This window comes from Roseovarius ramblicola (assembly GCF_042430665.1).
GTDB lineage: Bacteria > Pseudomonadota > Alphaproteobacteria > Rhodobacterales > Rhodobacteraceae > Roseovarius > Roseovarius ramblicola.
Window position 1 is genome coordinate 370,548 of record NZ_JBHMEC010000015.1, and the last position, 21,041, is coordinate 391,588.

A 21,041-nucleotide genomic window follows, 5' to 3' on the forward strand; every position below is an offset into this window, starting at 1 on the left:
GCGGATGCGCCCCATATCCGGGTTGAGGCACCTCGCGAAAGCGCCTAATCAGGCGCGCACATCCTGTTTTCACGGCGCGGCCCCGGTGCGGGCGAAAGGGCATTTCATGGCGAACCACCTCTACCGGAACGATCTGCCCGACGGGCTCGACCTTGGCCCCGTCGTGGCGATCGATTGCGAGACGATGGGCCTCAACCCGCATCGCGACCGGCTGTGCCTCGTGCAGCTCTCGGGCGGCGATGGCGACGCGCATCTCGTGCAGGTGACACAGGGGCAGACACGCGCGCCCAATCTGGAACGGCTGCTGACCGACCCGAACGTGCTCAAGCTGTTTCACTTCGGACGGTTCGACATCGCGGCGATGTACAACGCCTTCGGCGCGCTGGCGGCTCCGGTCTACTGCACCAAGATCGCCTCGAAACTCATCCGCACCTATACCGACCGGCACGGCCTGAAATACCTGCTTCAGGAACTGCTGGGCGTGGACATTTCCAAACAGCAGCAAAGCTCGGACTGGGGTGCCGAGACCCTCAGCGAGGCGCAGCACGCCTATGCCGCCTCGGACGTGCTCTACCTGCACCGGCTGCGCGCGGCGCTCGACGCGATGCTCGAACGCGAAGGGCGCACCGACCTGGCACAGGCCTGTTTCGAGTTTCTTCCGGTTCGCGCGCGGCTCGACCTCGCCGGCTGGCCCGAGACCGACATCTTCGCTCACTGACCGGATGGCGCGCGCGGACAACACCTATTCGCGTGTCGTTGCGGGGATGAAGATTCTCCTGCCGCTGGCGGCACTCGGAATGCTGTCCACGCTGTTCCTGATCTCCAACACGATCGACCCCTCGGCCCCGGTGCCCAGCGCGCCCGTCGATCTCGAACAGCGGGCGCAGGACCTCGGCGTGACGCGTCCCAGCTTTGCCGGTGTATCCGGGCGCGGCGACCAGATCACCCTGCGCGCCGAGGCCGCGCGGCCCGAGCGCGACTCGCCGCATCTTCTCATTGCCGAGCGTGTCAACGGCGAGATCGGCCTTGTCGGTGGCACCGGGGTGCGGCTGCGCGCGGCCACCGCCCGGCTCGACCAGCAAACGATGACCGCCAGCCTCGCCGGTGGCGTCCACATCACCACAACGACCGGCTACCAGATCGACACCGACCGCCTCGACACCCGGCTCGACGCGCTCCATGCCGAGAGCCCCGGGCCGGTCACCGCCACCGGACCGCTGGGCACGCTCGGGTCAGGACGGATGATCCTGCGCGAGGCCCCCGGAAGCGACGACGCCGAATTGCTTTTCAGCGGGGGTGTCAAGCTGATATACCGCCCGAATATCGAGAAGGAGCAGGACCAGTGACGATGCTTGCACGCCTTGCCGCCACCGCGGCGCTTTGCTGCCTGCCGGTTTGGGCGGCGGCGCAGGGCGCGCCGGTGGCCTTCGGACAGGTGCAGAGCGACCGCTCGCTTCCCGTCGAGGTGACCTCCGACTCGCTCAGCGTCAATCAGGCTGACAATTCGGCGCTGTTCACCGGCAGCGTGGTCATCGCGCAGGGCGAGATGCGGCTCTCGGCCCCGCGGGTGCGGGTGATCTATCTCCCCGACCGGAGCGGCATCGAGTCGCTTCAGGCCAGCGGCGGCGTCACCCTCGTCAGCGGCGAGGACGCCGCCGAGGCGGTGCGCGCCGATTACAACATCACCACCGGCATGATCGAGTTGCGCGGCGACGTGCTGCTCGTGCAGGGCGACAACGCGATCACCGGCGACACGGTCACCGTCGATACCGGCGCGGGCACCGCGCGGGTGAGCGGGCGGGTCAGGACCGTTCTGCAACCGGGGAACAGCGAGTGAGCGCGGCGGGGGCAGGTCTCAGCCTCGCGCACAGCAACGACGCGACCGGCCTGCGCGTCGAGAACCTGCGCAAGAGCTACAGCAAGAAGCTGGTGATCCGCGACGTCTCGCTGTCGCTCGACCAGGGCGAGGTGGTGGCGCTTCTGGGCCCCAACGGCTCGGGCAAGACCACGACCTTCTACGCCATCGCGGGCCTCATTCACCCCGAGGGCGGGCATATCTACATCGATGGGCGCGACGTGACGGCGCTGCCGATGTATCGCCGCGCCAAGCTCGGGATCGGCTACCTGCCGCAGGAGATGTCGATCTTCCGCGGCCTGTCGGCCGAGGACAACATCATGGCCATCCTCGAAATATCCGAGCCCAAGCGCGCGCGGCGGCGCGAGCGGCTCGAACAGCTTTTGTCGGAGTTCTCCATAGAGCACCTGCGCCGCGCCCCCGCGCTGGCGCTGTCGGGCGGCGAGCGGCGCCGGGTCGAGATCGCCCGATGCCTCGCCGCCAACCCGCGTTACCTGCTGCTCGACGAGCCCTTCGCCGGGGTCGATCCGATCTCGGTGGGCGATATCCGCCACCTCGTGGCCGACCTCAGGAAACGCGGTATCGGCGTGCTCATCACCGATCACAACGTGCGCGAGACGCTCGATATCGTGGACCGCGCCTATATCCTGCACGATGGCAAGGTTCTCATGTCCGGCAGCCCGCGCGAGGTCGTCGAGAACGAGAACGTGCGCCGGGTCTATCTCGGCGACAGCTTCCGCATCTCGTGATCGCGCGCGCGAAGCGGATTGACAAAGGCCGGGGAAGGGGCGTCAATTACAGAATGACATGTGGTGATCGCACGCCGGATTCCCGATCATCCCCACGCGATGGGGCGGGCCTTGGCCAGCATCAGGGCATGTCACGTACCAGCATCGAGAACCGGGCCTGACCCCGCGCGCACACCCCGTGCCGCGCCGGTCCGTGGAATATAAGGAGGCAAGATGCGCTATCAAATCAGTGGAAAGCAGATCGACATCGGCGAGGCTCTTCAGACCCACGTCAAGGACGAGCTTGGCGCGGTGGTTTCGAAATACGCCGAGCGCCCGACCGATGCGCAGGTGACTTTCTCGCGCAACGCCAGCGAATACGCCTGCGAGGCCGTCGTGCATCTTTCCACCGGGCTGACCGCGCAGGCCACGGCCAAGGCGCATGAAATCTACGCCGCCTTCGACGCCTGCAGCGAAAAGATGGAGAAGCAGCTCCGCCGCTACAAGCGCCGGCTCAAGGACCATCACAAGGACCGCTCGGAACCTGTTGAACTCACCGGCGTGTCCTCGTATATCCTCTCATCGGATTCGGACGGGGCCGCGCAAGAGCCCGACAGCCTGCAGCCGATCATCGTGGCCGAGATGGAGACCCAGATCCCCTCCCTCTCGGTCGGGGAAGCGGTGATGCAGATGGAGCTTGCCGGCGCACCGGTGCTGGTGTTCCGCAAGGAAGGCAAGGAGACGGTCAATGTCGTGTATCGCCGGGACGACGGCAATATCGGCTGGATTGACCCCTGATCGAGGATGACCGGCGGGCCGGTCAACACGTCTTAGCATATGGATTTGACCATGCTCCTCAAACCCGAGGCCGTTCGCGCATTGTCCGGCGTCAGCAGCAAGAAGCGCCTGATGAACGAATTGGGCGCGCTGGCCGAGACGGCCTATGACGTGCCGCACTCCGACGCCATCGACGCCCTGCTGGAGCGCGAGAGCCTCGGGCCGACAGGCGTTGGCAACGGCGTGGCGCTGCCCCATGCGCGCCTCGACGGGCTCGACCGGGTGGTGGGCGCGCTCGCCGTGCTCGACAAGCCGATCCCGTTCGACGCGGTGGACCGCCAGCCGGTGGACCTCGTCTTCGCGCTGTTCGCGCCGACCGATTCGGGCGTCGAGCATCTCAAGGCGCTGGCACTGGTCTCGCGCACCCTGCGCGAGCCCTCGTTCTGCGCCAAGCTGCGCGCCAACCACGACAGCGCGACGCTCTACACCATCGTGACCGAGGCTCAGGCAGCGCAGGCCGCCTGAGCCGCTACGCCCAGTCGCCGAAGCCGAAGGTCACGTAGTCGCGCTGATAGGCTGCGCGCGTCAGCCGTTCGATCTCCGCGTCATGGATATCGCCCAGCGCGAACGGCCCCACGGCCCCGGCCACGCCCGGGGCGGGCGGGGCCGCGAGTCCCGCCTGCCGCGCCAGCGCCGCGAGACCCTCGGCCATCTCGTCTTCGCGCAGGATCGCGTCGGGCGCGCCAAATTGCGCCATCCCCTCGACCACCGCCGCCTGTGTGGCCCAATGCGCGTCCACGCGAATCGCGGTCTGCCCGGCGAGATTGGCCTTGAGAAACCGCAGGAACCCGGCAAACGCCGCGCGATGCGCGGCCCGGTCATATGCGGGATCGGGCCAGTCTGCGGGAATCGGCAGCTTGTGGGCCTTGCGCAGGGTGCGGCGGATGCTGTTGAAACAGCCCGGCCCCGGCACCAGGATCCGTTCGCAGAACGCGGCATGCGCCCGCGCCACCGGGTGGCGCAGCACGGTGAACCGCCGATGCCCCGGCTTGCCGCGCATCCACTGCCGCAGCGCGCCCTGATTGAGCTTGGTGGAAAGGCTGTCCTCGGGCACGCCGTCGAGCGCGGCAAGCCACGCGCGCACCTGCCGCTCCGGCCCGCCGCGCACCGGCATGTAGACCAGCGGCGCATGCGCGGCGGTGACAAAGCCGGGCACCGCCGGGCCCCGGCGCGGCTCGAAATTCGGAGTACGGCTGAGGTCGAAACGGTCGAGCCGCGCCAGCGCGCGCGCCATCTCGTCGTAATTCGCGACCTTGCTTTCCAGCGGCTCCGGGTTCTGCGGCTTGAGCGAGGCATCCAGCGCCTCGAGCCGCGCCGCGCAGCCCAGATAGCGCGCCAGCCCGTTCATTACCTCGACCGATTGCAGATCGTCATAGCCGACATGAAACGCCGTCTGACCGCTGGTCTGAAGCCGGTTGAGGATCACCAGTTGAAACGCCTGAAGCCGCGCCAGGTGGCGTTCGAACTCGTCCGCATCAAAGCGCACGGTGCTGTCGCGCCGCCGCTTGACGTCGGTCAGCTTCCACTGCCCGGTCGCCTGCGCGATCTTGAGCGACACGTAGCTGTCCACCGGGTTCCGCGTCAGCACGATCTTGGCGCAACGCGGGTCGTCCAGCATCGTGTCGAGCACCCGCGGATCATGATCGTGAAAGAAGCGGAACCCGCCGATACCCTGAGACTGCCCCTTGATCGCGCCAAGAAGGCGTTCCGGTGCCTCGTCGCGCATGGCGCGGCTGACGCCGAGCAGGTCGGTCCGGTTCGGGTAACCGATGAAATGCGGATTGAACGCCTCGCCGTGGCACTCGATCCCGTCGAGCGCGTTGAGGTTGCTCTCCAGGAAGTTGGAGCCGGTGCGCATCTCCGCGAAGATCACGAAATAGTTGAAACCTGACGTCATCGCCCGCTACCGCACAAGATAGGGTCGGCCACGGCTTCCCGGCGGCTCGTGCATGCCCGTATCGGCCCGGAAATCACCCATCATATAGGGGTGCATCCCCTGGTTCTTGAGGTTTTGCAGGAATTGCCCGAAACCGCTCAGATCGGCCATGCGCGGCACCTCGGCCAGCCCCCGAGGATTGCTGTGCCCGATCTCGTCAAGGATGCTCTGCAGCGGCTCCATCGGCGATTCCACGAACTCCGCCATCGTCCAGATCCGCACCCGTGCCCGCACCCATTGCGAACGCAGCACCTTGAGGTGCCCGGCCTCGACATGCTGAAGCCGCGCGGCCGCGCCGCGCAGATCGGCGAAATTGGCGTTCGACTGGAACAGCGGCACCGCCCACGCCCCCGAAATCACCGATATCTGCGCGTTCGGGTCCTTGGCGATGTCCCACTCGACATGCTCGATCTCGTCGCCCGGCCCCATCTGGAAGCATTGCCGCTCGCCGCGCGTGTTCCAGATCAGGCTGGTGAGAAAGGCGCGCTTGTTATAGTCGCGCAGCGCCGCGCTGTCCGACAGCGCCCCCGCCATCACGGTCTGGCCATCGGCGAATTCGGCGCGCTTGGGCGCGAACAGGTGGCCATGCACCCGCATCCCCGTCACCCGCGCGAGCCACGGCTCGAAATTCTCGAAGAGCTCGGCGAACCCCTCGAAAACCGAATAGGGCGCACACGTGGTGCGGTTCTCGCGCCCCTCGACGGGAAAGCGGCTCTGCATCAAGAGACCCGGTCGCCCGCACACCCGCCGCTCCACCGCCTTGGCAAAGATGCGGTCGATCTTGCCGGGGTTGGGCTCGGTGCGCTTCATGGCCCCCGCCTGATCGGTCAGGAACGCCTCGTAGAGGCGGTTGGCATAGGGCCAGATCTTGCGCGCGACGAAACAATCCGACCGGCGCAATAGCTGCAAGTGGTCATCGTAGAAGATGTGCGGCTTGCCCTGGTAGTCGAATTTCGACAGCGTCAGCGATCGGCTCTCTATCTGGCGCGAATACTGCCGCGCCAGCGTCTGGAAATAGCTCTCGTCGGGGATCCACACCTTCGAGAAGTAGCGGTCATGGACCGGACGCTCGGGATCCTGCAGCACCGCCGAGAGGGTCTGCCGCGTGAGGCACCACCACTGGCTGCCCATATGCGGCACCAGACCGTTGGGGATACGCCGCCGGACCCTCAGCCTGCGTTGCAGCGCGACGTATTTGTCGAACAGATACCGGTTCCGGCGCCACGAGAACGGGAACCGCAGGGTAAAGCGTTCCTCGTCCAGCCCGCCGATCGTCCAGGGCACATCCGACGTCGTCGCGCTCTCGATGAAATCGGTCTGCGGGCGGGCCGCCAGATAGTCGATCAATTCCTGCACCGGGCGCAGCGGCAGGCACGAGCCAGAGGCGAGATAGACGTGCCGCACCTGCGCAAACTCGCGCAGCATCACCTCCGAGGCGTCCTGCGTCGCCGCCACCAGACCCCACATGCCCCATTCGCAGCGATAGCGCCTGGCAAAGCGCACATCCGACAGGTCCGACACCGCCTCGACAAAGGCGGCGTAGGTCTTGCGCGGCACGCATTTGTCGACATGGATCACCAGCGGACAGCCCGACGCCGCCCAGTGCCGCGCCACCTGTTCGGCCCGGCCAAAGGCGGTATGGACCAGCATGACGATGCCGAGGCTCATGTCGCTGCCATTCCCTGCCCCTTGCTCCGCCTCATGCCCAGTTGCCCTTGGACATCAGCCCGAGGATCTCCAGTTGACGCCAGTTTATATATTTCTCCGACCACTTGCACCAAAGTTCGGGGTTGGCGCGAACATGCGCGGCATAGGCCTTGTATTCCACGCTGCCCGAATAGTGCTGCCCCCGGCGCAGCTCTTCCTCGGCCTTGGCGGAGAAGGTGTCGAGAAATTTGGCGTGCAGCAGGATGCCGCTCGCCTTCTCGCCGCCCCACTCGTCATAGGTGAGGTTGAGGCCCCGCGGCAGCAGCATGTGGGTCGAACTGTCATAGGCATAGCGCCGGTCCCAGCGCACCAGCGGCGTCTTGTTGAGCGCGGGCGCGCGTTTCGGCTTGTCGGCGAAAAACACCCGCGCCCGCGGCCCGCCCTGTATCCACAGGTTGCCATAGAGGCGGTTCTTCTCGATCATGTAATTGCCCGGATCGAACCAGGCGGCGATTTCCATCGGGTTCTGCCCGGCGCGATACGGCACGGCGTCGAGCCGCCCCTTGGGATACATGTCCAGCAGCATCGCACCGAAGGATTTGACGGCGCTGGAATCGAGCCAGTCGGTCAGCGCCCGGATCGGTCGCGTGTCGCAGAACGGGTAGACAAGAAACTCGTCCGGGTCGACCACCAGGGTCCAGTGATCGTGCCCGTAACGACCCTGAAGCCAGTTGAGCCAATCGACGCCGAACCGCGACCGCTTGTAGCTCGCCCTGGTGGTCCAGAGCGACACGTCGGGCTGCCGCGCGAGATATTCGGTGCCGCCATCGTCGCTGTCATTGTCCACGATGAGGAAATGCGCGATGCCAAGATCGCGGTAGTATTGCAGGAAATACGGCAACCGCACGAATTCGTCGCGCAACGTCGAGAACAGAAGCACGTCACCGGGGCAGATCTGCGCGGTGCGATCCGAAACCGGGCGCAGCGAGAAATGCTTACGAAACGCGCGCATCTTGGCCCGTTTGCGCCGGAGCCGCATCCGGTATGACTGCCAAACCCCCAAATCGCCCCCTCGAATGGCCTGTTCGTCACAACACTATCCGGCAAGGGTTAAGACAACCCCGCAACGGCCCAGATCGGTAAAATTACTGAGATTGTTGCCGTATCGGCAACAAGCCGGTCCGAATTCTATTTCGGCGAGCGCTTCGCGAGGATGCGCTGAAGCGTGCGCCGGTGCATGTTGAGCCGCCGCGCCGTCTCGCTCACGTTGCGGTCGCACAGCTCGTAGACCCTCTGGATATGCTCCCACCTCACGCGGTCGGCGCTCATCGGGTTCTCGGGCGGCGGCGGCAGGTCGGCGTCGCTCGCCAGCAGCGCCTGCATGATGTCGGTCGCGTCGGCGGGCTTGGACAGGTAATCCGTGGCCCCGATCTTGACCGCCGCGACGGCGGTGGCAATGGCCCCGTACCCCGTCAGCACCACGATGCGCGCATCCGGCCTGCGCTCCCGGATCGTCTCGACCACGTCGAGCCCGTTGCCGTCACCGAGCCGCAGATCACAGACGGCAAAGGCGGGCGGGCGGGCCATGGCGCGCGCGCGCCCGGCGGCGACGGACTCGGCGGTCTCCACCTCGAATCCGCGCTTTTCCATCGCCTTGGCAAGCCGCTTCAGGAACGATTCGTCATCATCGACCAGCAGAAGCGTCCTGTCCTCGCCGATATCGCGTTGTTCTGCGGTCATCGCGGATCTCCCTTGCGCGCATCCGTGCAAGAGGTTGTAGCCCGTGGATGATTCCGCGTCAAAACAATCGCGTCACGAAGCCGCGTCGGCGAAACAGGCCACCCGGTCGGCCATCTGCTCGGGGGTTGTGTCGCGGCGAAAGAACTCGACAAAGCCGTGCTCCGGCAGGCTGAGATAGCTCATGGTCGAGTGATCCACCAGGTAGAAGTCCTCCGCACCCTCCGCGGGCTCCTGCGCCTGGTAATAGGTGCGATAGGCCCTGGACGCGGCGCGCACCTGTTCCTCGCTGCCGGTCAGGCCCAGCATCCGCGGATGCATGTAATCGGTGAATTCCGCCATCACCTCGGGGGTGTCGCGCCTGGGGTCGATCGAGATGAACACCGGCTTGACCATGTATCCCCGCTCCTCGAGCAGGTCCACGGCGGCGGCGTTGCGCGCGGCGTCCATCGGACAGACATCGGGACAGAAGGTATAACCGAAATAGATCAGCGTCGGCTTGTCGATCACCTCCGCGTCGGTCACCGTCTCGCCGGTCTCACTCACCAGCTCGAACGGCCCGCCGATCTGCGCGGTTCCGCCGGCCACGTTCGACGCCCGGCACTGGGCAAAGCGATCCTCGGGGTCGGACCCGCCCACACCGGCGAGATACATGGCGCCAATGCCGGCAAAGACGATGGCGGCGGCGGAGATGGCAATCGTGCGTATCATCGGACTCTCTTGCCTCGGTCGGGTTCCGGTGCAACCCTCTACCTCCTATCCGACCTTCACACAATGGGACCAGCGCGCGCAGATGTCCGATATTTCGCCCGACAGCTTCCCCCCCGGCCACGGGCGCAACTGGATTCGCCTGCGCACGCTCACGCTGTTGCGCTGGTGGGCGATCGCCGGACAGGCCAGCGCGCTCTTGGTGGCCGAAGAGGTGTTCCGCCTCGATCTCGAGATGGGGCTGTGCTTCCTCGTGCTCGGGGTGTCGGTGGCCTCCAACCTCGTGGCCACCTTCGTCTTTGCCGAGACCAAGCGCCTCGGAGAACAGGACGCGCTCCTCGTGGTGCTGTTCGACATGCTGCAACTGGGGCTGCTGCTGTATCTCACCGGCGGCATGAACAACCCGTTCTCGATCCTGATCGTCGGCCCGGTCACCGTCTCGGCTTCGGCGCTGTCGGGGCGCTCCACGGTGTTCGTGGGAGTCATGGCCATCGTCATCGTGACGCTGCTGATGCAATTTCACCTGCACCTGCGCACCGCCGACGGCGAGGTGCTCCGCGTCCCCGACATCTTCCGCTTCGGCAACTGGGTCGCCATCGTCATCGCGGTGGTGTTTCTCGGGGTCTATTCGCGCCGCGTCGTGCAGGAGATGCGCACCATGTCCGACGCGCTTCAGGCCACCCAGATGGCGCTCGCCCGTGAGCAGAAGCTGACCGATCTCGGCGGCGTGGTGGCGGCGGCGGCGCACGAGCTGGGCACGCCGCTGGCGACCATCAAGCTCACCAGCACCGAATTGGCCGACGAACTCGACGACCACCCCGAGTTGCGCGAGGACGCGCTCCTGATCCGCGACCAGGCAAACCGCTGCCGCGACATCCTCCGCTCGATGGGCCGCGCCGGCAAGGACGACCTGCACCTGCGCCGCGCACCGCTCACCGCCCTGATAGAGGAGGCCGCCGAACCGCATGTCGATCGCGGCAAGCGCATCCGTTTCCGCCACGGGGCCGATGGCGCCGACCCGGCGGCACAGCCCACCGTGCTGCGCCGCCCCGAGATCATCCACGGGCTGCGCAACCTGATCCAGAACGCCGTCGATTTCGCGCACGAGACCGTGATCGTCGAGAGCCGCTGGACCGACGCGCGCATCACGCTGCGGATCATGGATGACGGGCGCGGCTTTCCCCCCGACATGATCGGGCGACTGGGCGAGCCGTTCATCCGCCGTCGCGGGGCCGCCCCCGACCCGCACCGCCCCGGCTACGAGGGGATGGGGCTTGGGCTGTTCATCGCCAAGACCCTGCTGGAACGCTCGGGTGCCGACCTGACCTTTACCAACGGCACCGATCCGCCCGGCGCGCTCATCGAGGTAAGCTGGCCGCTCGCCGCCATCGCCGCCGCCGGCGGCGACGGTGCGACCGGGCTGGGCGAGAACCGCCCGATCTCCGGCTGACCGCCCGGATCGCCGTTAAGCGTGTCTTAACCAGTTTGCGCAACGCTGCGGGCGACAGCAGCGGAGCGGGCGGATGGCGGCGATGACGGTGACGGAGATGATGATCCTGGCGGCGGCGGTGCTTGTGCTCTCGGTCGCTGCGCTGTGGATCGCCGGGGCGCTCCTGCCCCCGCGGCGCGATGCGGTGCCTGCGCCACCCGCGCCCGCCACGACCACGGCCATCACCACTTTCCTGCTGCACGACGGCGCGCTTGTCGATACCGACGCGGACGAGGACGTTCTGCCGCCCCCGCCGGATGACACCGGGGATGACTGGGCACAGCTCGCCCGCTGGCTCGCGCCGCGCTTCGCGCTGCCCACCCGCCCCGCCGAGGGGACCGGGCACCTCGCCACGCAGGACCCCGAATCCGACCCCGCCACGCTGGAGATCGACACCACCGGACCGCGCACGCGCGTCACCCTGTGCGACCCGCGCGCCACCTGCCCGGCCACGCGCCACGCGCTCCTCGCGCGCCGCGCGGAGAGGGCGCGACGGGGCGCGGCGCTCGATCGGGTGCCGGTGCCGGTCTGGCTCCGCGACGGCAACGGGCGCGTGATATGGGAAAATGCCGCCGCCGCCGCGCTGCCGCCCGGCGACCGGGCGCAGCTTCTCCCGGCCACGGGGGCGGGGCGCGTTGCGCTCGATGACCCGCCGCGCTGGTTCGATCTGGGCATCGAGGAAGACACCAACGGCACGCTGATCTTCGCCACCGACGTCACCCCTCTCGTCCGCGCCGAGGAGGCAAGGCGCGACTTCGTCCAGACCCTGGGGCGCAGCTTTGCCGACCTGCCCACCGGCCTCGCGGTCTTCGACAGCACGCGCCGGCTCGCCATGTTCAACCCGGCGCTCACCGATCTCACCGGGCTCGACCCCGTATTCCTCAGCGCGCGGCCCGAGATTTTCGCCTTCTTCGACATGCTGCGCGACCGGCAGGTGATGCCGGAGCCGCGCAACTATTCAGGCTGGCGCGGCCAGATCCACGCGATGATCGACGCCGCCCATAACGGCCAGTACCGCGAGGTCTGGAGCCTTGTCACCGGGCGCACCTACCGCGTCACCGGGCGGCCGCATCCCGACGGCGCTGTGGCCTTCCTGATCGAGGACATTTCCGACGAGGTCTCGGCCACCCGCCACCAGCGCGCCGAGCGCGACACCCTGCTCGCCGCGCTCGACCGGGTGGATGACGCCATCGCCGTGCTCTCGCGCGAGGCGGGGCTCGTGGTCTGCAACCGCCGCTTCGCCACCCTGATGCGGCTCGATCCGGGCGCGCGTGAGGCGGGGCTGTCGCTCGACGCGGTGATCGGCACCTGCCGCGCGCGCCTGCCCGATGACGCGCTCTGGCAGGGCGTCGCTGCCCGGCTCGATACGGCTGGCCCGGCGCAGGCGGTGACCGGCCAGCTTGCGACCGATACGGGCCGCGCACTGACGCTGAGTCTCGTGCCGATCGTCCCCGGCCAGATGATGCTCACGCTGCGCCGCAGCCCGGCGGCGGGCGCGCGCCCCGCGCTCTCCGCCTGATCGCCGTCGCCCGCCGCATCACGCTTGCAGGCGCGCGCGCGCCGTGTAGTCTTGGGCCATGTCCGACCACGAACGCCGCCTCCGCCTCACCAGCCCCGACGCCACCTGCGGGCTGGCACAAAGCCTCGCCCCGCGGCTCGGGGCGGGCGACGTGCTGCTGCTCTCGGGCCCCGTCGGCGCGGGCAAGACCCATTTCGCCCGCTGCCTGATCCGCGCCCTCACCACCCCCGCCGAAGAGGTGCCGTCGCCCACCTTCACGCTGGTGCAGACCTATCCGGGCCCCGCCGCCGAGATCTGGCACGCCGATCTCTACCGCCTGACCGATCCCGCCGAGATCGTCGAGCTTGGCCTCACCGAGGCGTTCGACGACGCCATCGCGCTCGTGGAGTGGCCGGACCGCCTCGCCGAAATGGCCCCCGGGTCGGCGCTGCATCTCGATTTCACCCATGGCACCGCGCCGGACACGCGCCATCTCGCGCTGCGCTGGTCCGATCCGCGCTGGACGGCCCGCCTCGCAGAGCTGGAGGCGCGCGCCGATGCCTGACGACCGCGCCCCCCGCATCGACACCTTTCTCGCCACCCATGGCTGGGGCCGCGCCGCGCGCCATCCGCTCGCGGGCGATGCGTCCAACCGGCGCTACCTGCGCCTGGTGCAGCCCGGTGGCGCGCGCGCGGTGCTCATGGATGCCCCGGCCGAGCGCGGCGAGGACGTGCGCCCCTTCTCCGCGATCGCGCGGCACCTGTCGGCCCTCGGCCTGTCGGCCCCCGAGATCCTCGGCGAGGATTCGCAGGCCGGGCTGCTGCTGCTCGAGGATCTCGGCGACGCGCTCTTTGCCCGCGTGCTGGAGAGCGCCCCGGCGCTGGAGCCCGATCTCTACCGCGCCGCCACCGACCTGCTGGTGGAGCTTCACCGCCACGCCCCGCCCACAGGCATCGCGCCCTACGGTCCCGCCCTGATGGCCGATCTCGCGGCGCTCGCGCTCGACTGGTATCGCCGCGGGGCCACCGGCGAGGAGGATGCCGGGCTGCGGCCCCGGTTTTGCGCGACATTGGAGGCGCATCTTGCCGCCCTGCCCGACACCGACAGCGTGCTGATCCAGCGCGACTACCACGCCGAGAACCTCCTCTGGCTGCCCGAGCGTGCCGGAACCGCCCGTGTCGGCCTGCTCGATTTTCAGGACGCGATGCGCGGCCACCGCGCCTACGATCTCGTCTCGCTGTTGCAGGACGCGCGGCGCGATGTCGGGGCCGCCACCGCCCGCGCCATGCTGGCGCATTACATCGCCGCCACCGGCGCGGAGGCGGACGCCTTCACCACCGCCTTCCACTGGCTCGGGGCGCAGCGCAACCTGCGCATCCTCGGCGTCTTTGCCAGGCTCAGCCTGCGCGACGGCAAGCCGCAGTATATCGGCCTCATCCCCCGCGTCTGGGCGCATCTGCAAACCGACCTGCGCCCCCCCGCGCTCGCCCCCCTCGCCGCGCTGGTGGCCGAGGCGCTGCCACCACCCACCCCGGCGCTGCTCGCCCGCCTCAGATCGGGCCGCGCGGCATGAACCTGCCACGGCCCCTGCCGGTGATGATCTTCGCCGCCGGGTTCGGCACCCGCATGGGCGCGCTGACGCAGGACCGCCCCAAGCCGCTGATCGAGGTGGCGGGCCGCGCGCTGATCGACCACGCGCTCGATCTGGTGACCGCCTATACCCCGCCCCGCACGGTGGTGAACCTCCACTACCGCGCCGATCAACTTGCCGCGCATCTCGACGGGCGCGGGGCGCTGTTGTCGCACGAGACGCCCGATATCCTCGATACGGGGGGCGGTCTGCGCGCGGCGCTGCCGCTGCTGGGCGATGGCCCGGTGCTGACGATGAATTCCGACGCCATATGGCGCGGCCCCAACCCGCTGCCGCATCTCGCAGCCGGCTGGGACGGCGCGCACATGGGCGCGCTTCTGCTGTGCCTGCCACCCGACCGCGCGCTTGGCCATGCCGGGCCGGGCGATTTCACGCTCGCCCCCGATGGCCGCCTCTCGCGCGGTCCGGGCCTCGTCTATTCCGGCGTGCAGATCATCGACCCCGCCTGCCTCGCCGGGATCCCCGAGACGGTTTTCTCGCTCAACCGCGCCTGGAACAGGCTCGCCGCCGAGGGCCGCCTGTTCGGCGCGGTCTATCCCGGCCACTGGTGCGACGTGGGCCACCCCGAGGGCATCGCGCTGGCCGAGGACATGCTGGCACAAACCCATGTTCGAGACTGATCCCGTCCCCCGCCTCTTCGGCCTCGCCCCCGGCGTGGATTTCCCCCGCGCGCTCATCGACGGCCTGCGCGCGCGGCTGGGCGATGCCCCGCCCGAAGCGCTGGCGCGGGTGCAGATCATCGTCAACACCCGCCGCATGGCCCGCCGCCTGCGCGACATTTTCGACGCGGGGCCGCCCGCGCTCCTGCCGCGCCTGAGCCTCGTCACCGACCTGGGCGAAAGCTGGCAGGCGGGCCGCCTGCCGCCCCCCGCCCCGCGCCTGCGGCGGCAGTTGGAGCTGGCACAGCTCGTCTCGGCGCTGCTCGACCGCGCGCCCGACATCGCGCCGCGCAGTGCCGTCTTCGGCCTTGCCGACAGCCTCGCGAGCCTCATCGACGAGATGCAAGGCGAGGGGGTCGCGCCCGAGACCATCGCCGCGCTCGACGTCGCGGACCAGTCGGGGCACTGGGCGCGGATCAAGCGCTTCCTGGAGATCCTCCGCCCCTTCTTCGACGGCGACGCCGACGCGCCCGACCCCGAGGCCCGCCAGCGCCGCGTGATCGCGGCGCTCATCGACACCTGGGCCACACACCCGCCGCAACACCCGGTCATCGTCGCAGGCTCGACCGGCTCGCGCGGGGCCACGCACATGCTGATGCAGGCGGTGGCGCGGCTGCCGCAAGGCGCGGTGGTGCTGCCGGGCTTCGATTTCGACGCGCCCGCCCACGCCTGGGAGGCGCTCGCCGACCCGATGATCTCCGAGGATCACCCGCAATACCGCTTCGCCCGCATGGCGCACGCGGCCGAAATCGCGCCTGACGCGATCCGCCCCTGGCACGACGCCCCGCCGCCCTGCCCGGCGCGCAACCGGCTGGTGTCGCTGGCCCTGCGCCCCGCACCGGTGACGGATCAATGGCTGCGCGACGGGCCACGGCTCGCCGACATCCCCGGGGCGATGGCCGATGTCACCCTGCTCGAGGCCCCCGACACCCGGCGCGAGGCGCTGGCCATCGCCATGCGCCTGCGCGCCGCCGCCGAGGAGGGCATCACCGCCGCCCTCATCACGCCGGACCGCACGCTGACCCGTCAGGTCACCGCCGCGCTCGACCGCTGGCGCATCCTGCCCGATGACAGCGCCGGGCAGCCGCTGCACCTCTCGCCGCCGGGGCGTTTCCTGCGCCATGCGGCCGACCTCTTCGCCGATCGCACCGGGGCCGACGCGCTGCTCGCGCTGCTCAAGCACCCGCTCGCCCACACCGGCGCGGGGCGCGGCACCCATCTGCGGCTCACCGGCCTGCTGGAGCACCACCTGCGCCGCCACGGCCCGCCCTATCCCGACGCGGGCACCCTGCGGGGCTGGGCGCAGGCGCGGCAGAAGGACGAGCCCGCCATCACCCGATGGATCGACTGGGTCTGCACCTGCCTGATCGACCGCCACCGCCCCGGCCCCGACCCTCTGGCCACCCTCGTTACCGCCCACCGCGCGCTGGCCGAGCGGATCGCGCGCGGCGCAGAGACCGCCGAAGGCGCAGGCACGCTCTGGGACAGGGCCGCCGGCGAGGAGGCCCGCGCGGCGATGGACGAACTCGCCGCCGAGGCCGGGGCGGGCGGCCCCCTGACCCCGCCCGACTATGCCCGCCTCGTCCATGACGCGCTCGCCGCGCGCGAGGCCCGCGACCCGGTCGAGCCGCATCCCCGCATCCGCATCTGGGGCACGCTCGAAGCACGGGTGCAGGGTGCCGACCTGCTCATCCTCGGCGGGCTCAACGAGGGCGGCTGGCCCGACCCGCCGCCACCCGACCCGTGGCTCAACCGCGCGCTGCGGCTGCAGGCGGGTTTGCTCCTGCCCGAGCGGCGCATCGGGTTGCAGGCCCACGACTTCCAGCAGGCGATCGCCGCGCGCGAGGTCTGGCTCACCCGCTCGCTGCGATCGTCGGATGCACAGACCGTGGTTTCGCGCTGGCTCAACCGGGTGCAGAACCTGCTCGGCGGTCTGCCCGATCAGGGCGGGCCCGGCGCGCTGGCGGCGATGCGCGCGCGTGGCCGGGGCTGGCTGCACCGCGCCGCCCTGCTCGAAGAGCCCGGCGCGGTGCCCCGCGCCCCGCGCCCCGCCCCCTGCCCGCCGCCCGAATTGCGCCCCGGGCGGCTGAGCGTCACCGAGATCCAGACCCTCGTGCGCGATCCCTATGCCATCTATGCCAGGCACATCCTGCGCCTGCGCCCCCTCGATCCGCTGATGAAGGTACCCGACGCGCTGTTGCGCGGCACCGTCCTGCACGCCATCCTCGAACAGTTCATCGACGAGACGCGCGCCGATCCGGAACGCCTCACGCACCATGCGCTCATGGAGAAAACAGAGGCCGTTCTGGCCGAAACCGTGCCCTGGGCCGAGGCGCGCGCGCTGTGGCGCGCACGGATGGAGCGGGTCGCCGACTGGTTCATCAGCGGCGAGATCGCCCGCCGCGCCGACGCGAACCCCGCCGCGCTCGAACGCCGCGGGCGCATGACGCTCTGCGATCCCGCCTTCACGCTCGCCGCCAAGGCCGACCGCATCGACATCGACCCGCAGGGCCGCGCGCTGATCTACGACTACAAGACCGGCACCCCCCCCACCTCGAAGCAGCAGACGGAATTCGACAAGCAGCTTCTCCTCACCGCCGCGATGGTCGAGCGCGGTGATTTCGACGAGCTCGGCCCGATGCCCGTGCGGCGCGCCGCCTATATCGGGATGGGCAGCAAACCCGGCGAGGTCAACGCCCCGCTCGACGAGATCCCGCCCGCGCGCACCCTGTCGGAACTGGCCGAACTCATCGCCGCCTACGATGACCGGGACACCGGCTACGTGTCCCTCCGCGCGCCCTACCGGGCGGACATGCGCGGCGATTACGATCAGCTCGCCCGCCACGGCGAATGGGACCTCACCGACCCGCCGCAGCGCCGGAAGGTGGGTCAATGACCGCGCCGCATCCCGCCTCCGTCGCCCAGATCGCCGCCGCCCGGCCCGACCGCTCGACATGGCTGTCGGCCAATGCCGGCTCGGGCAAGACGCGGGTGCTCACCAACCGGGTGGCGCGGCTCCTGCTCGACGGCGTCAACCCGCAGCACATCCTGTGCCTGACCTATACCAAGGCCGCGGCCAGCGAGATGCAGATCCGCCTGTTCGACACGCTCGGGACATGGGCGATGATGCCCGATGACGATCTCGCGGCGGCGCTCGACACCCTTGGCCACGAGGGCGAGACCGGCCCCGACACGATGCGCCGTGCGCGCCGCCTCTTCGCGCAGGCGATCGAGACGCCGGGCGGCCTGCGCATCCAGACGATCCACGCCTTCTGCGCGTCGCTCCTGCGCCGCTTCCCGCTCGAAGCGGGCGTGACCCCGGATTTCGCCGAGATCGACGACCAGACCGCGCGCCTGCTGCGCGCCGACATCATCGAGCAGATCGCCGCCGGCCCCGAGGCCCCCGTGCTCGCCGCGCTCGCTCGCCACCACGCCGACGAGAGCCTCGACAGGCTGGCCATGGACATCCTCGCCAGACAGGCCGATTTCGCCGCCGCGCCCGACGATGCCGCGCTCTGCGCGGCGCTCGATCAGCCCGGGGATCTCAGCCGTGAGCGCATCGCCGCGCAGGTCTTTCTCGGCTCCGAGCGCGCGCTCCTTGACCGGCTTCTGCCGGTGCTGCGCGGCAGTTCCGCCAATGACGTCAAGGCCGCCGACAGGCTCGCCACGCTCGCCACGCTCGATTTCGACGCGCTGCCGGTACTCGAAGGCGTGTTTCTCACCGGCGCGTCGGCCAAGGCCCCCTTTTCCGCCAAGATCGGCAGCTTTCCCACCAAGGCCGCCCGCGAGGCGCTCGCCCCGGTCATGGACGAGATCGAGCACTGGATGGCCCGCGTCGAGACCGCCCGCGAGGCCCGTCTCGCGCTGCTCACCGTCGAGCGCACCCGCGCACTGCACGATTTCGCGCAGGTCTTTCTCAGGCTCTATTCCGCCGCGAAACAGCGCCGGGGCCTGCTGGATTTCGACGATTTGATCCTGCGCGCCCGCGATCTGCTCACCGACCCTTCCGTCGCCGCCTGGGTGCTCTACCGGCTCGATGGCGGCATCGACCACATCCTCGTGGACGAGGCGCAGGACACCAGCCCCGTGCAATGGCAGGTGATCGAGCGGCTGGCGCAGGAATTCACCGCCGGCGAGGGCGCGCGCGCCGACATACGGCGCACGCTCTTCGTCGTCGGCGACCGCAAGCAGTCGATCTATTCCTTCCAGGGGGCCGACGCCCGCGAATTCGACCGGATGCGGCGCGCGTTCAGCCTCCGGCTGGAGGCCACCGGCACCCCGTTGCAACAGCGCCGCCTCGACTATTCCTTCCGCTCCTCGCAGGCGATCCTGCGGGCGGTGGATACCTGCCTTTCGGGGGCCGAAGACAGCGGCTTCGCACCGGATCAGAGCCACATCGCGTTTTTCGACGCGATGCCCGGCCGCGTCGATCTCTGGCCCCCCGTGGCAACGCCGGACGCGCCCGAGCAGCCGCCCTGGCACCGCCCCGTCGACATCCCCGCCGAGACCGACCCGTCGGTGATCCTCGCCCGCCGCATCGCCGATCATATCCGCGCGGCTCTCGACGCGGGCACCGCCCTCCCCGAGCGCGACGCGCCCGGCGGCGCGCGGCGGATGCGGGCGGGCGACGTGCTGATCCTCGTGCGCAGCCGCAGCCGGCTGTTTCACGAGATCATCCGCGCCTGCAAATCCGCCGATCTGCCCGTCGCCGGTGCCGACCGGCTCAAGGTCGGCGGCGAATTGGCGGTGCGCGATCTCGCCGCGCTGCTGTCCTTCCTCGCCACCGGGGATGACGACCTCGCGCTCGCCACCGCCCTGCGCTCGCCGCTCTTCGGCCTCACCGAGGCGCAGCTTTTCGACCTCGCCGCCGATCGCGGCCGCCGCACCTTGTGGGACGCGCTGCGCACAGCGCGCGCGGATCACCCCGAGACCTGCGCCATCCTCGACGACCTGCGCGATCATGCCGATTTCCTGCGCCCCTTCGATCTCATCGAGCGGACGCTCACCCGCCACGACGGCCGCCGCCGCCTGCTCGCCCGGCTCGGCCCCGAGGCCGAGGACGGCATCGACGCGCTGCTCGCGCAGGCCATGACCTACGAGGGCCGCGCCGTCAGCAGCCTCACCGGATTCCTCGTCTGGATGGAAACCGACGAGATGGAGATCAAGCGCCAGATGGACAGCGCCGGAGACCGCATCCGCGTGATGACCGTGCACGGTGCCAAGGGGCTGGAAGCGCCGGTGGTGATCCTGCCGCAAACCGGGAAATGGAACGCCCCCGCCCCGCCCGCTATCGTCACCCACGCGGGCACGCCGTTCTGGCGCGGCCCCAAGGACGGGATGCCCGACACCCTCGCCGCCGCCGCCGAAGAGGGCCAGGCCGCGCAACTGGCCGAGCGCGACCGCCTGCTCTACGTCGCCATGACGCGGGCCGAGAAATGGCTGATCGTCGCCGCGGCGGGCGATCTCGGCCGCGACGGCGCGGCCTGGCACGACCGCATCAGCGCCGGGCTCGATACCGCCGGGGCACGCGCACACCCCTTCCCGACGGGTGACGGCCTTCGGCTCGAAACCGGCACCTGGCCGGAAACCGTGCCCGAACCGGCCCGGGACATGCCCAGGACCGAAACGGTCCTCGACCCGCTCTTCGCCGCTCACGCCCCGGCGCATGACACCGCCCCCGCGACGCTGAGCCCCTCCGATCTGGGCGGGGCCACCACGCTGCCGGGCGAGGGCGGGCTTGACGAGGACGCCGCCAAACGGCGCGGCACGCAGGTCCACCGGCTGCTGGAAATCCTGCCGCCGCTGCCCGCCGCCGACCGCCCCGCCGCCGCGCGCACCCTGCTGGCCCACGGCCCCGACGCCGCCACCGAAGACGAGATCGCGCGGCGTCTCGCCGAGGCGGAAAAGGTGCTGTCCGGGGCCTCCCTCGCGCATCTCTTCACCGCCGACGCGCTCGCCGAGGTGCCCGTGTCCACCCCCCTCGACGCGCTGGGCGGGCGGCGCATCCACGGGGTGATCGACCGGCTGATCCTCGCCCCCGACCGCGTTCTGGCCGTGGATTTCAAGACCAACGCCACCCTCCCCGAACGCCCCGAGGACACGCCCGAGGGCCTGCTGCGCCAGATGGGCGCCTATGCCCACGCGCTCGCCGCGATCTATCCCGACCGCGAGGTCGAAACGGCGCTGCTGTGGACGCGCACCGCCACACTCATGCCGCTGCCACACGCCCTCGTGAGCGCGGCGCTCATGCGGGCGGGACAGCTTGACGCCGGGGGCCGGGCTACATAGGTTCGCG

18 protein-coding genes are annotated in these 21,041 nt (G+C 69.7%); 13 read left to right on the top strand and 5 right to left on the bottom strand.

Going from position 1 to position 21,041, the window contains the following annotated elements; translation table 11 throughout:
- The first annotated feature begins 106 nt into the window (after positions 1 to 106).
- From ACFFU4_RS10330 to ACFFU4_RS10355, 6 genes are all read left to right on the top strand, one after another.
- On the top strand, positions 107 to 718 hold the full coding sequence (locus ACFFU4_RS10330) for a ribonuclease D (RefSeq protein ID WP_377069686.1): 612 nt from the start codon (positions 107 to 109) through the stop codon (positions 716 to 718).
- Between the two features lie 46 nt (positions 719 to 764).
- Complete coding sequence (lptC, locus tag ACFFU4_RS10335; protein WP_377069687.1) at positions 765 to 1,346, top strand: LPS export ABC transporter periplasmic protein LptC; 582 nt, start codon at positions 765 to 767, stop codon at positions 1,344 to 1,346.
- Between the two features lie 2 nt (positions 1,347 to 1,348).
- Positions 1,349 to 1,837, top strand: coding sequence for a lipopolysaccharide transport periplasmic protein LptA (lptA, locus tag ACFFU4_RS10340; RefSeq protein ID WP_377069725.1), 489 nt, complete (start codon positions 1,349 to 1,351; stop codon positions 1,835 to 1,837).
- The gene (gene lptB, locus ACFFU4_RS10345) at positions 1,834 to 2,604 is read left to right on the top strand and encodes an LPS export ABC transporter ATP-binding protein (RefSeq protein ID WP_377069688.1); all 771 of its coding nucleotides are present in this window, start codon (positions 1,834 to 1,836) and stop codon (positions 2,602 to 2,604) included. The genes lptA and lptB overlap by 4 nt, the downstream gene beginning before the upstream one ends.
- A gap of 213 nt (positions 2,605 to 2,817) precedes the next feature.
- Complete coding sequence (hpf, locus tag ACFFU4_RS10350) at positions 2,818 to 3,381, top strand: ribosome hibernation-promoting factor, HPF/YfiA family (RefSeq protein ID WP_377069689.1); 564 nt, start codon at positions 2,818 to 2,820, stop codon at positions 3,379 to 3,381.
- A gap of 39 nt (positions 3,382 to 3,420) precedes the next feature.
- On the top strand, positions 3,421 to 3,885 hold the full coding sequence (locus ACFFU4_RS10355) for a PTS sugar transporter subunit IIA (protein WP_377069690.1): 465 nt from the start codon (positions 3,421 to 3,423) through the stop codon (positions 3,883 to 3,885).
- 4 nt (positions 3,886 to 3,889) lie between these two features.
- Here the strand turns inward: ACFFU4_RS10355 and ACFFU4_RS10360 are convergent, their stop codons facing one another.
- The 5 genes from ACFFU4_RS10360 to ACFFU4_RS10380 all read right to left on the bottom strand — a co-directional run bounded on the left by ACFFU4_RS10360 (position 3,890) and on the right by ACFFU4_RS10380 (position 9,451).
- Positions 3,890 to 5,317, bottom strand: coding sequence for a nodulation protein NodH (locus tag ACFFU4_RS10360; protein ID WP_377069691.1), 1,428 nt, complete (start codon positions 5,315 to 5,317; stop codon positions 3,890 to 3,892).
- Positions 5,318 to 5,323: 6 nt separating this feature from the next.
- Complete coding sequence (locus tag ACFFU4_RS10365; protein ID WP_377069692.1) at positions 5,324 to 7,024, bottom strand: DUF5927 domain-containing protein; 1,701 nt, start codon at positions 7,022 to 7,024, stop codon at positions 5,324 to 5,326.
- Positions 7,025 to 7,055: 31 nt separating this feature from the next.
- Positions 7,056 to 8,042, bottom strand: coding sequence for a glycosyltransferase family 2 protein (locus ACFFU4_RS10370; protein WP_377069693.1), 987 nt, complete (start codon positions 8,040 to 8,042; stop codon positions 7,056 to 7,058).
- A gap of 149 nt (positions 8,043 to 8,191) precedes the next feature.
- Positions 8,192 to 8,743: an ActR/PrrA/RegA family redox response regulator transcription factor gene (locus ACFFU4_RS10375; RefSeq protein WP_377069694.1), complete on the bottom strand. Its 552-nt coding sequence runs from the start codon at positions 8,741 to 8,743 to the stop codon at positions 8,192 to 8,194.
- 72 nt (positions 8,744 to 8,815) lie between these two features.
- Complete coding sequence (locus ACFFU4_RS10380) at positions 8,816 to 9,451, bottom strand: SCO family protein (protein ID WP_377069695.1); 636 nt, start codon at positions 9,449 to 9,451, stop codon at positions 8,816 to 8,818.
- Between the two features lie 82 nt (positions 9,452 to 9,533).
- On the opposite strand from ACFFU4_RS10380, the gene regB reads away from it, so the two are divergent.
- The 7 genes from regB to addA all read left to right on the top strand — a co-directional run bounded on the left by regB (position 9,534) and on the right by addA (position 21,034).
- Positions 9,534 to 10,898, top strand: coding sequence for a sensor histidine kinase RegB (regB, locus tag ACFFU4_RS10385; protein WP_377069696.1), 1,365 nt, complete (start codon positions 9,534 to 9,536; stop codon positions 10,896 to 10,898).
- A gap of 73 nt (positions 10,899 to 10,971) precedes the next feature.
- Complete coding sequence (locus tag ACFFU4_RS10390) at positions 10,972 to 12,456, top strand: PAS-domain containing protein (RefSeq protein ID WP_377069697.1); 1,485 nt, start codon at positions 10,972 to 10,974, stop codon at positions 12,454 to 12,456.
- Between the two features lie 58 nt (positions 12,457 to 12,514).
- Positions 12,515 to 13,000, top strand: a complete 486-nt coding sequence (gene tsaE, locus ACFFU4_RS10395) for a tRNA (adenosine(37)-N6)-threonylcarbamoyltransferase complex ATPase subunit type 1 TsaE (protein WP_377069698.1) — start codon at positions 12,515 to 12,517, stop codon at positions 12,998 to 13,000.
- Positions 12,993 to 14,009 (top strand): aminoglycoside phosphotransferase family protein, encoded by a 1,017-nt coding sequence (locus ACFFU4_RS10400; RefSeq protein ID WP_377069699.1) that lies wholly within the window; start codon positions 12,993 to 12,995, stop codon positions 14,007 to 14,009. Before tsaE ends, ACFFU4_RS10400 begins: the two co-directional genes overlap by 8 nt.
- Positions 14,006 to 14,707 carry a nucleotidyltransferase family protein gene (locus tag ACFFU4_RS10405; RefSeq protein ID WP_377069700.1) on the top strand — a complete coding sequence of 234 codons (702 nt, stop codon included), beginning with the start codon at positions 14,006 to 14,008 and terminating at the stop codon, positions 14,705 to 14,707. Before ACFFU4_RS10400 ends, ACFFU4_RS10405 begins: the two co-directional genes overlap by 4 nt.
- Entirely contained in the window at positions 14,694 to 17,642 is a 2,949-nt protein-coding gene (addB, locus tag ACFFU4_RS10410) for a double-strand break repair protein AddB (RefSeq protein ID WP_377069701.1), read from the top strand. The genes ACFFU4_RS10405 and addB overlap by 14 nt, the downstream gene beginning before the upstream one ends.
- Positions 17,639 to 21,034 (top strand): double-strand break repair helicase AddA, encoded by a 3,396-nt coding sequence (gene addA / locus ACFFU4_RS10415; RefSeq protein ID WP_377069702.1) that lies wholly within the window; start codon positions 17,639 to 17,641, stop codon positions 21,032 to 21,034. The genes addB and addA overlap by 4 nt, the downstream gene beginning before the upstream one ends.
- The last annotated feature ends 7 nt before the right edge of the window (positions 21,035 to 21,041 follow it).

What these genes read in the sequence shown, in the direction of transcription:
- ACFFU4_RS10330 (WP_377069686.1), top strand. Translation starts at nt 107, where the DNA reads ATGGCGAACCACCTCTACCGGAACGATCTGCCCGACGGGCTCGACCTT.
- lptC (WP_377069687.1), top strand. Translation starts at nt 765, where the DNA reads ATGAAGATTCTCCTGCCGCTGGCGGCACTCGGAATGCTGTCCACGCTG.
- lptA (WP_377069725.1), top strand. Translation starts at nt 1,349, where the DNA reads ATGCTTGCACGCCTTGCCGCCACCGCGGCGCTTTGCTGCCTGCCGGTT.
- hpf (WP_377069689.1), top strand. Translation starts at nt 2,818, where the DNA reads ATGCGCTATCAAATCAGTGGAAAGCAGATCGACATCGGCGAGGCTCTT.
- ACFFU4_RS10355 (WP_377069690.1), top strand. Translation starts at nt 3,421, where the DNA reads ATGGATTTGACCATGCTCCTCAAACCCGAGGCCGTTCGCGCATTGTCC.
- ACFFU4_RS10360 (WP_377069691.1), bottom strand. Translation starts at nt 5,317, where the DNA reads ATGACGTCAGGTTTCAACTATTTCGTGATCTTCGCGGAGATGCGCACC.
- ACFFU4_RS10365 (WP_377069692.1), bottom strand. Translation starts at nt 7,024, where the DNA reads ATGAGCCTCGGCATCGTCATGCTGGTCCATACCGCCTTTGGCCGGGCC.
- ACFFU4_RS10370 (WP_377069693.1), bottom strand. Translation starts at nt 8,042, where the DNA reads ATGCGGCTCCGGCGCAAACGGGCCAAGATGCGCGCGTTTCGTAAGCAT.
- ACFFU4_RS10375 (WP_377069694.1), bottom strand. Translation starts at nt 8,743, where the DNA reads ATGACCGCAGAACAACGCGATATCGGCGAGGACAGGACGCTTCTGCTG.
- ACFFU4_RS10380 (WP_377069695.1), bottom strand. Translation starts at nt 9,451, where the DNA reads ATGATACGCACGATTGCCATCTCCGCCGCCGCCATCGTCTTTGCCGGC.
- regB (WP_377069696.1), top strand. Translation starts at nt 9,534, where the DNA reads ATGTCCGATATTTCGCCCGACAGCTTCCCCCCCGGCCACGGGCGCAAC.
- ACFFU4_RS10390 (WP_377069697.1), top strand. Translation starts at nt 10,972, where the DNA reads ATGGCGGCGATGACGGTGACGGAGATGATGATCCTGGCGGCGGCGGTG.
- tsaE (WP_377069698.1), top strand. Translation starts at nt 12,515, where the DNA reads ATGTCCGACCACGAACGCCGCCTCCGCCTCACCAGCCCCGACGCCACC.
- ACFFU4_RS10400 (WP_377069699.1), top strand. Translation starts at nt 12,993, where the DNA reads ATGCCTGACGACCGCGCCCCCCGCATCGACACCTTTCTCGCCACCCAT.
- ACFFU4_RS10405 (WP_377069700.1), top strand. Translation starts at nt 14,006, where the DNA reads ATGAACCTGCCACGGCCCCTGCCGGTGATGATCTTCGCCGCCGGGTTC.
- addB (WP_377069701.1), top strand. Translation starts at nt 14,694, where the DNA reads ATGTTCGAGACTGATCCCGTCCCCCGCCTCTTCGGCCTCGCCCCCGGC.
- addA (WP_377069702.1), top strand. Translation starts at nt 17,639, where the DNA reads ATGACCGCGCCGCATCCCGCCTCCGTCGCCCAGATCGCCGCCGCCCGG.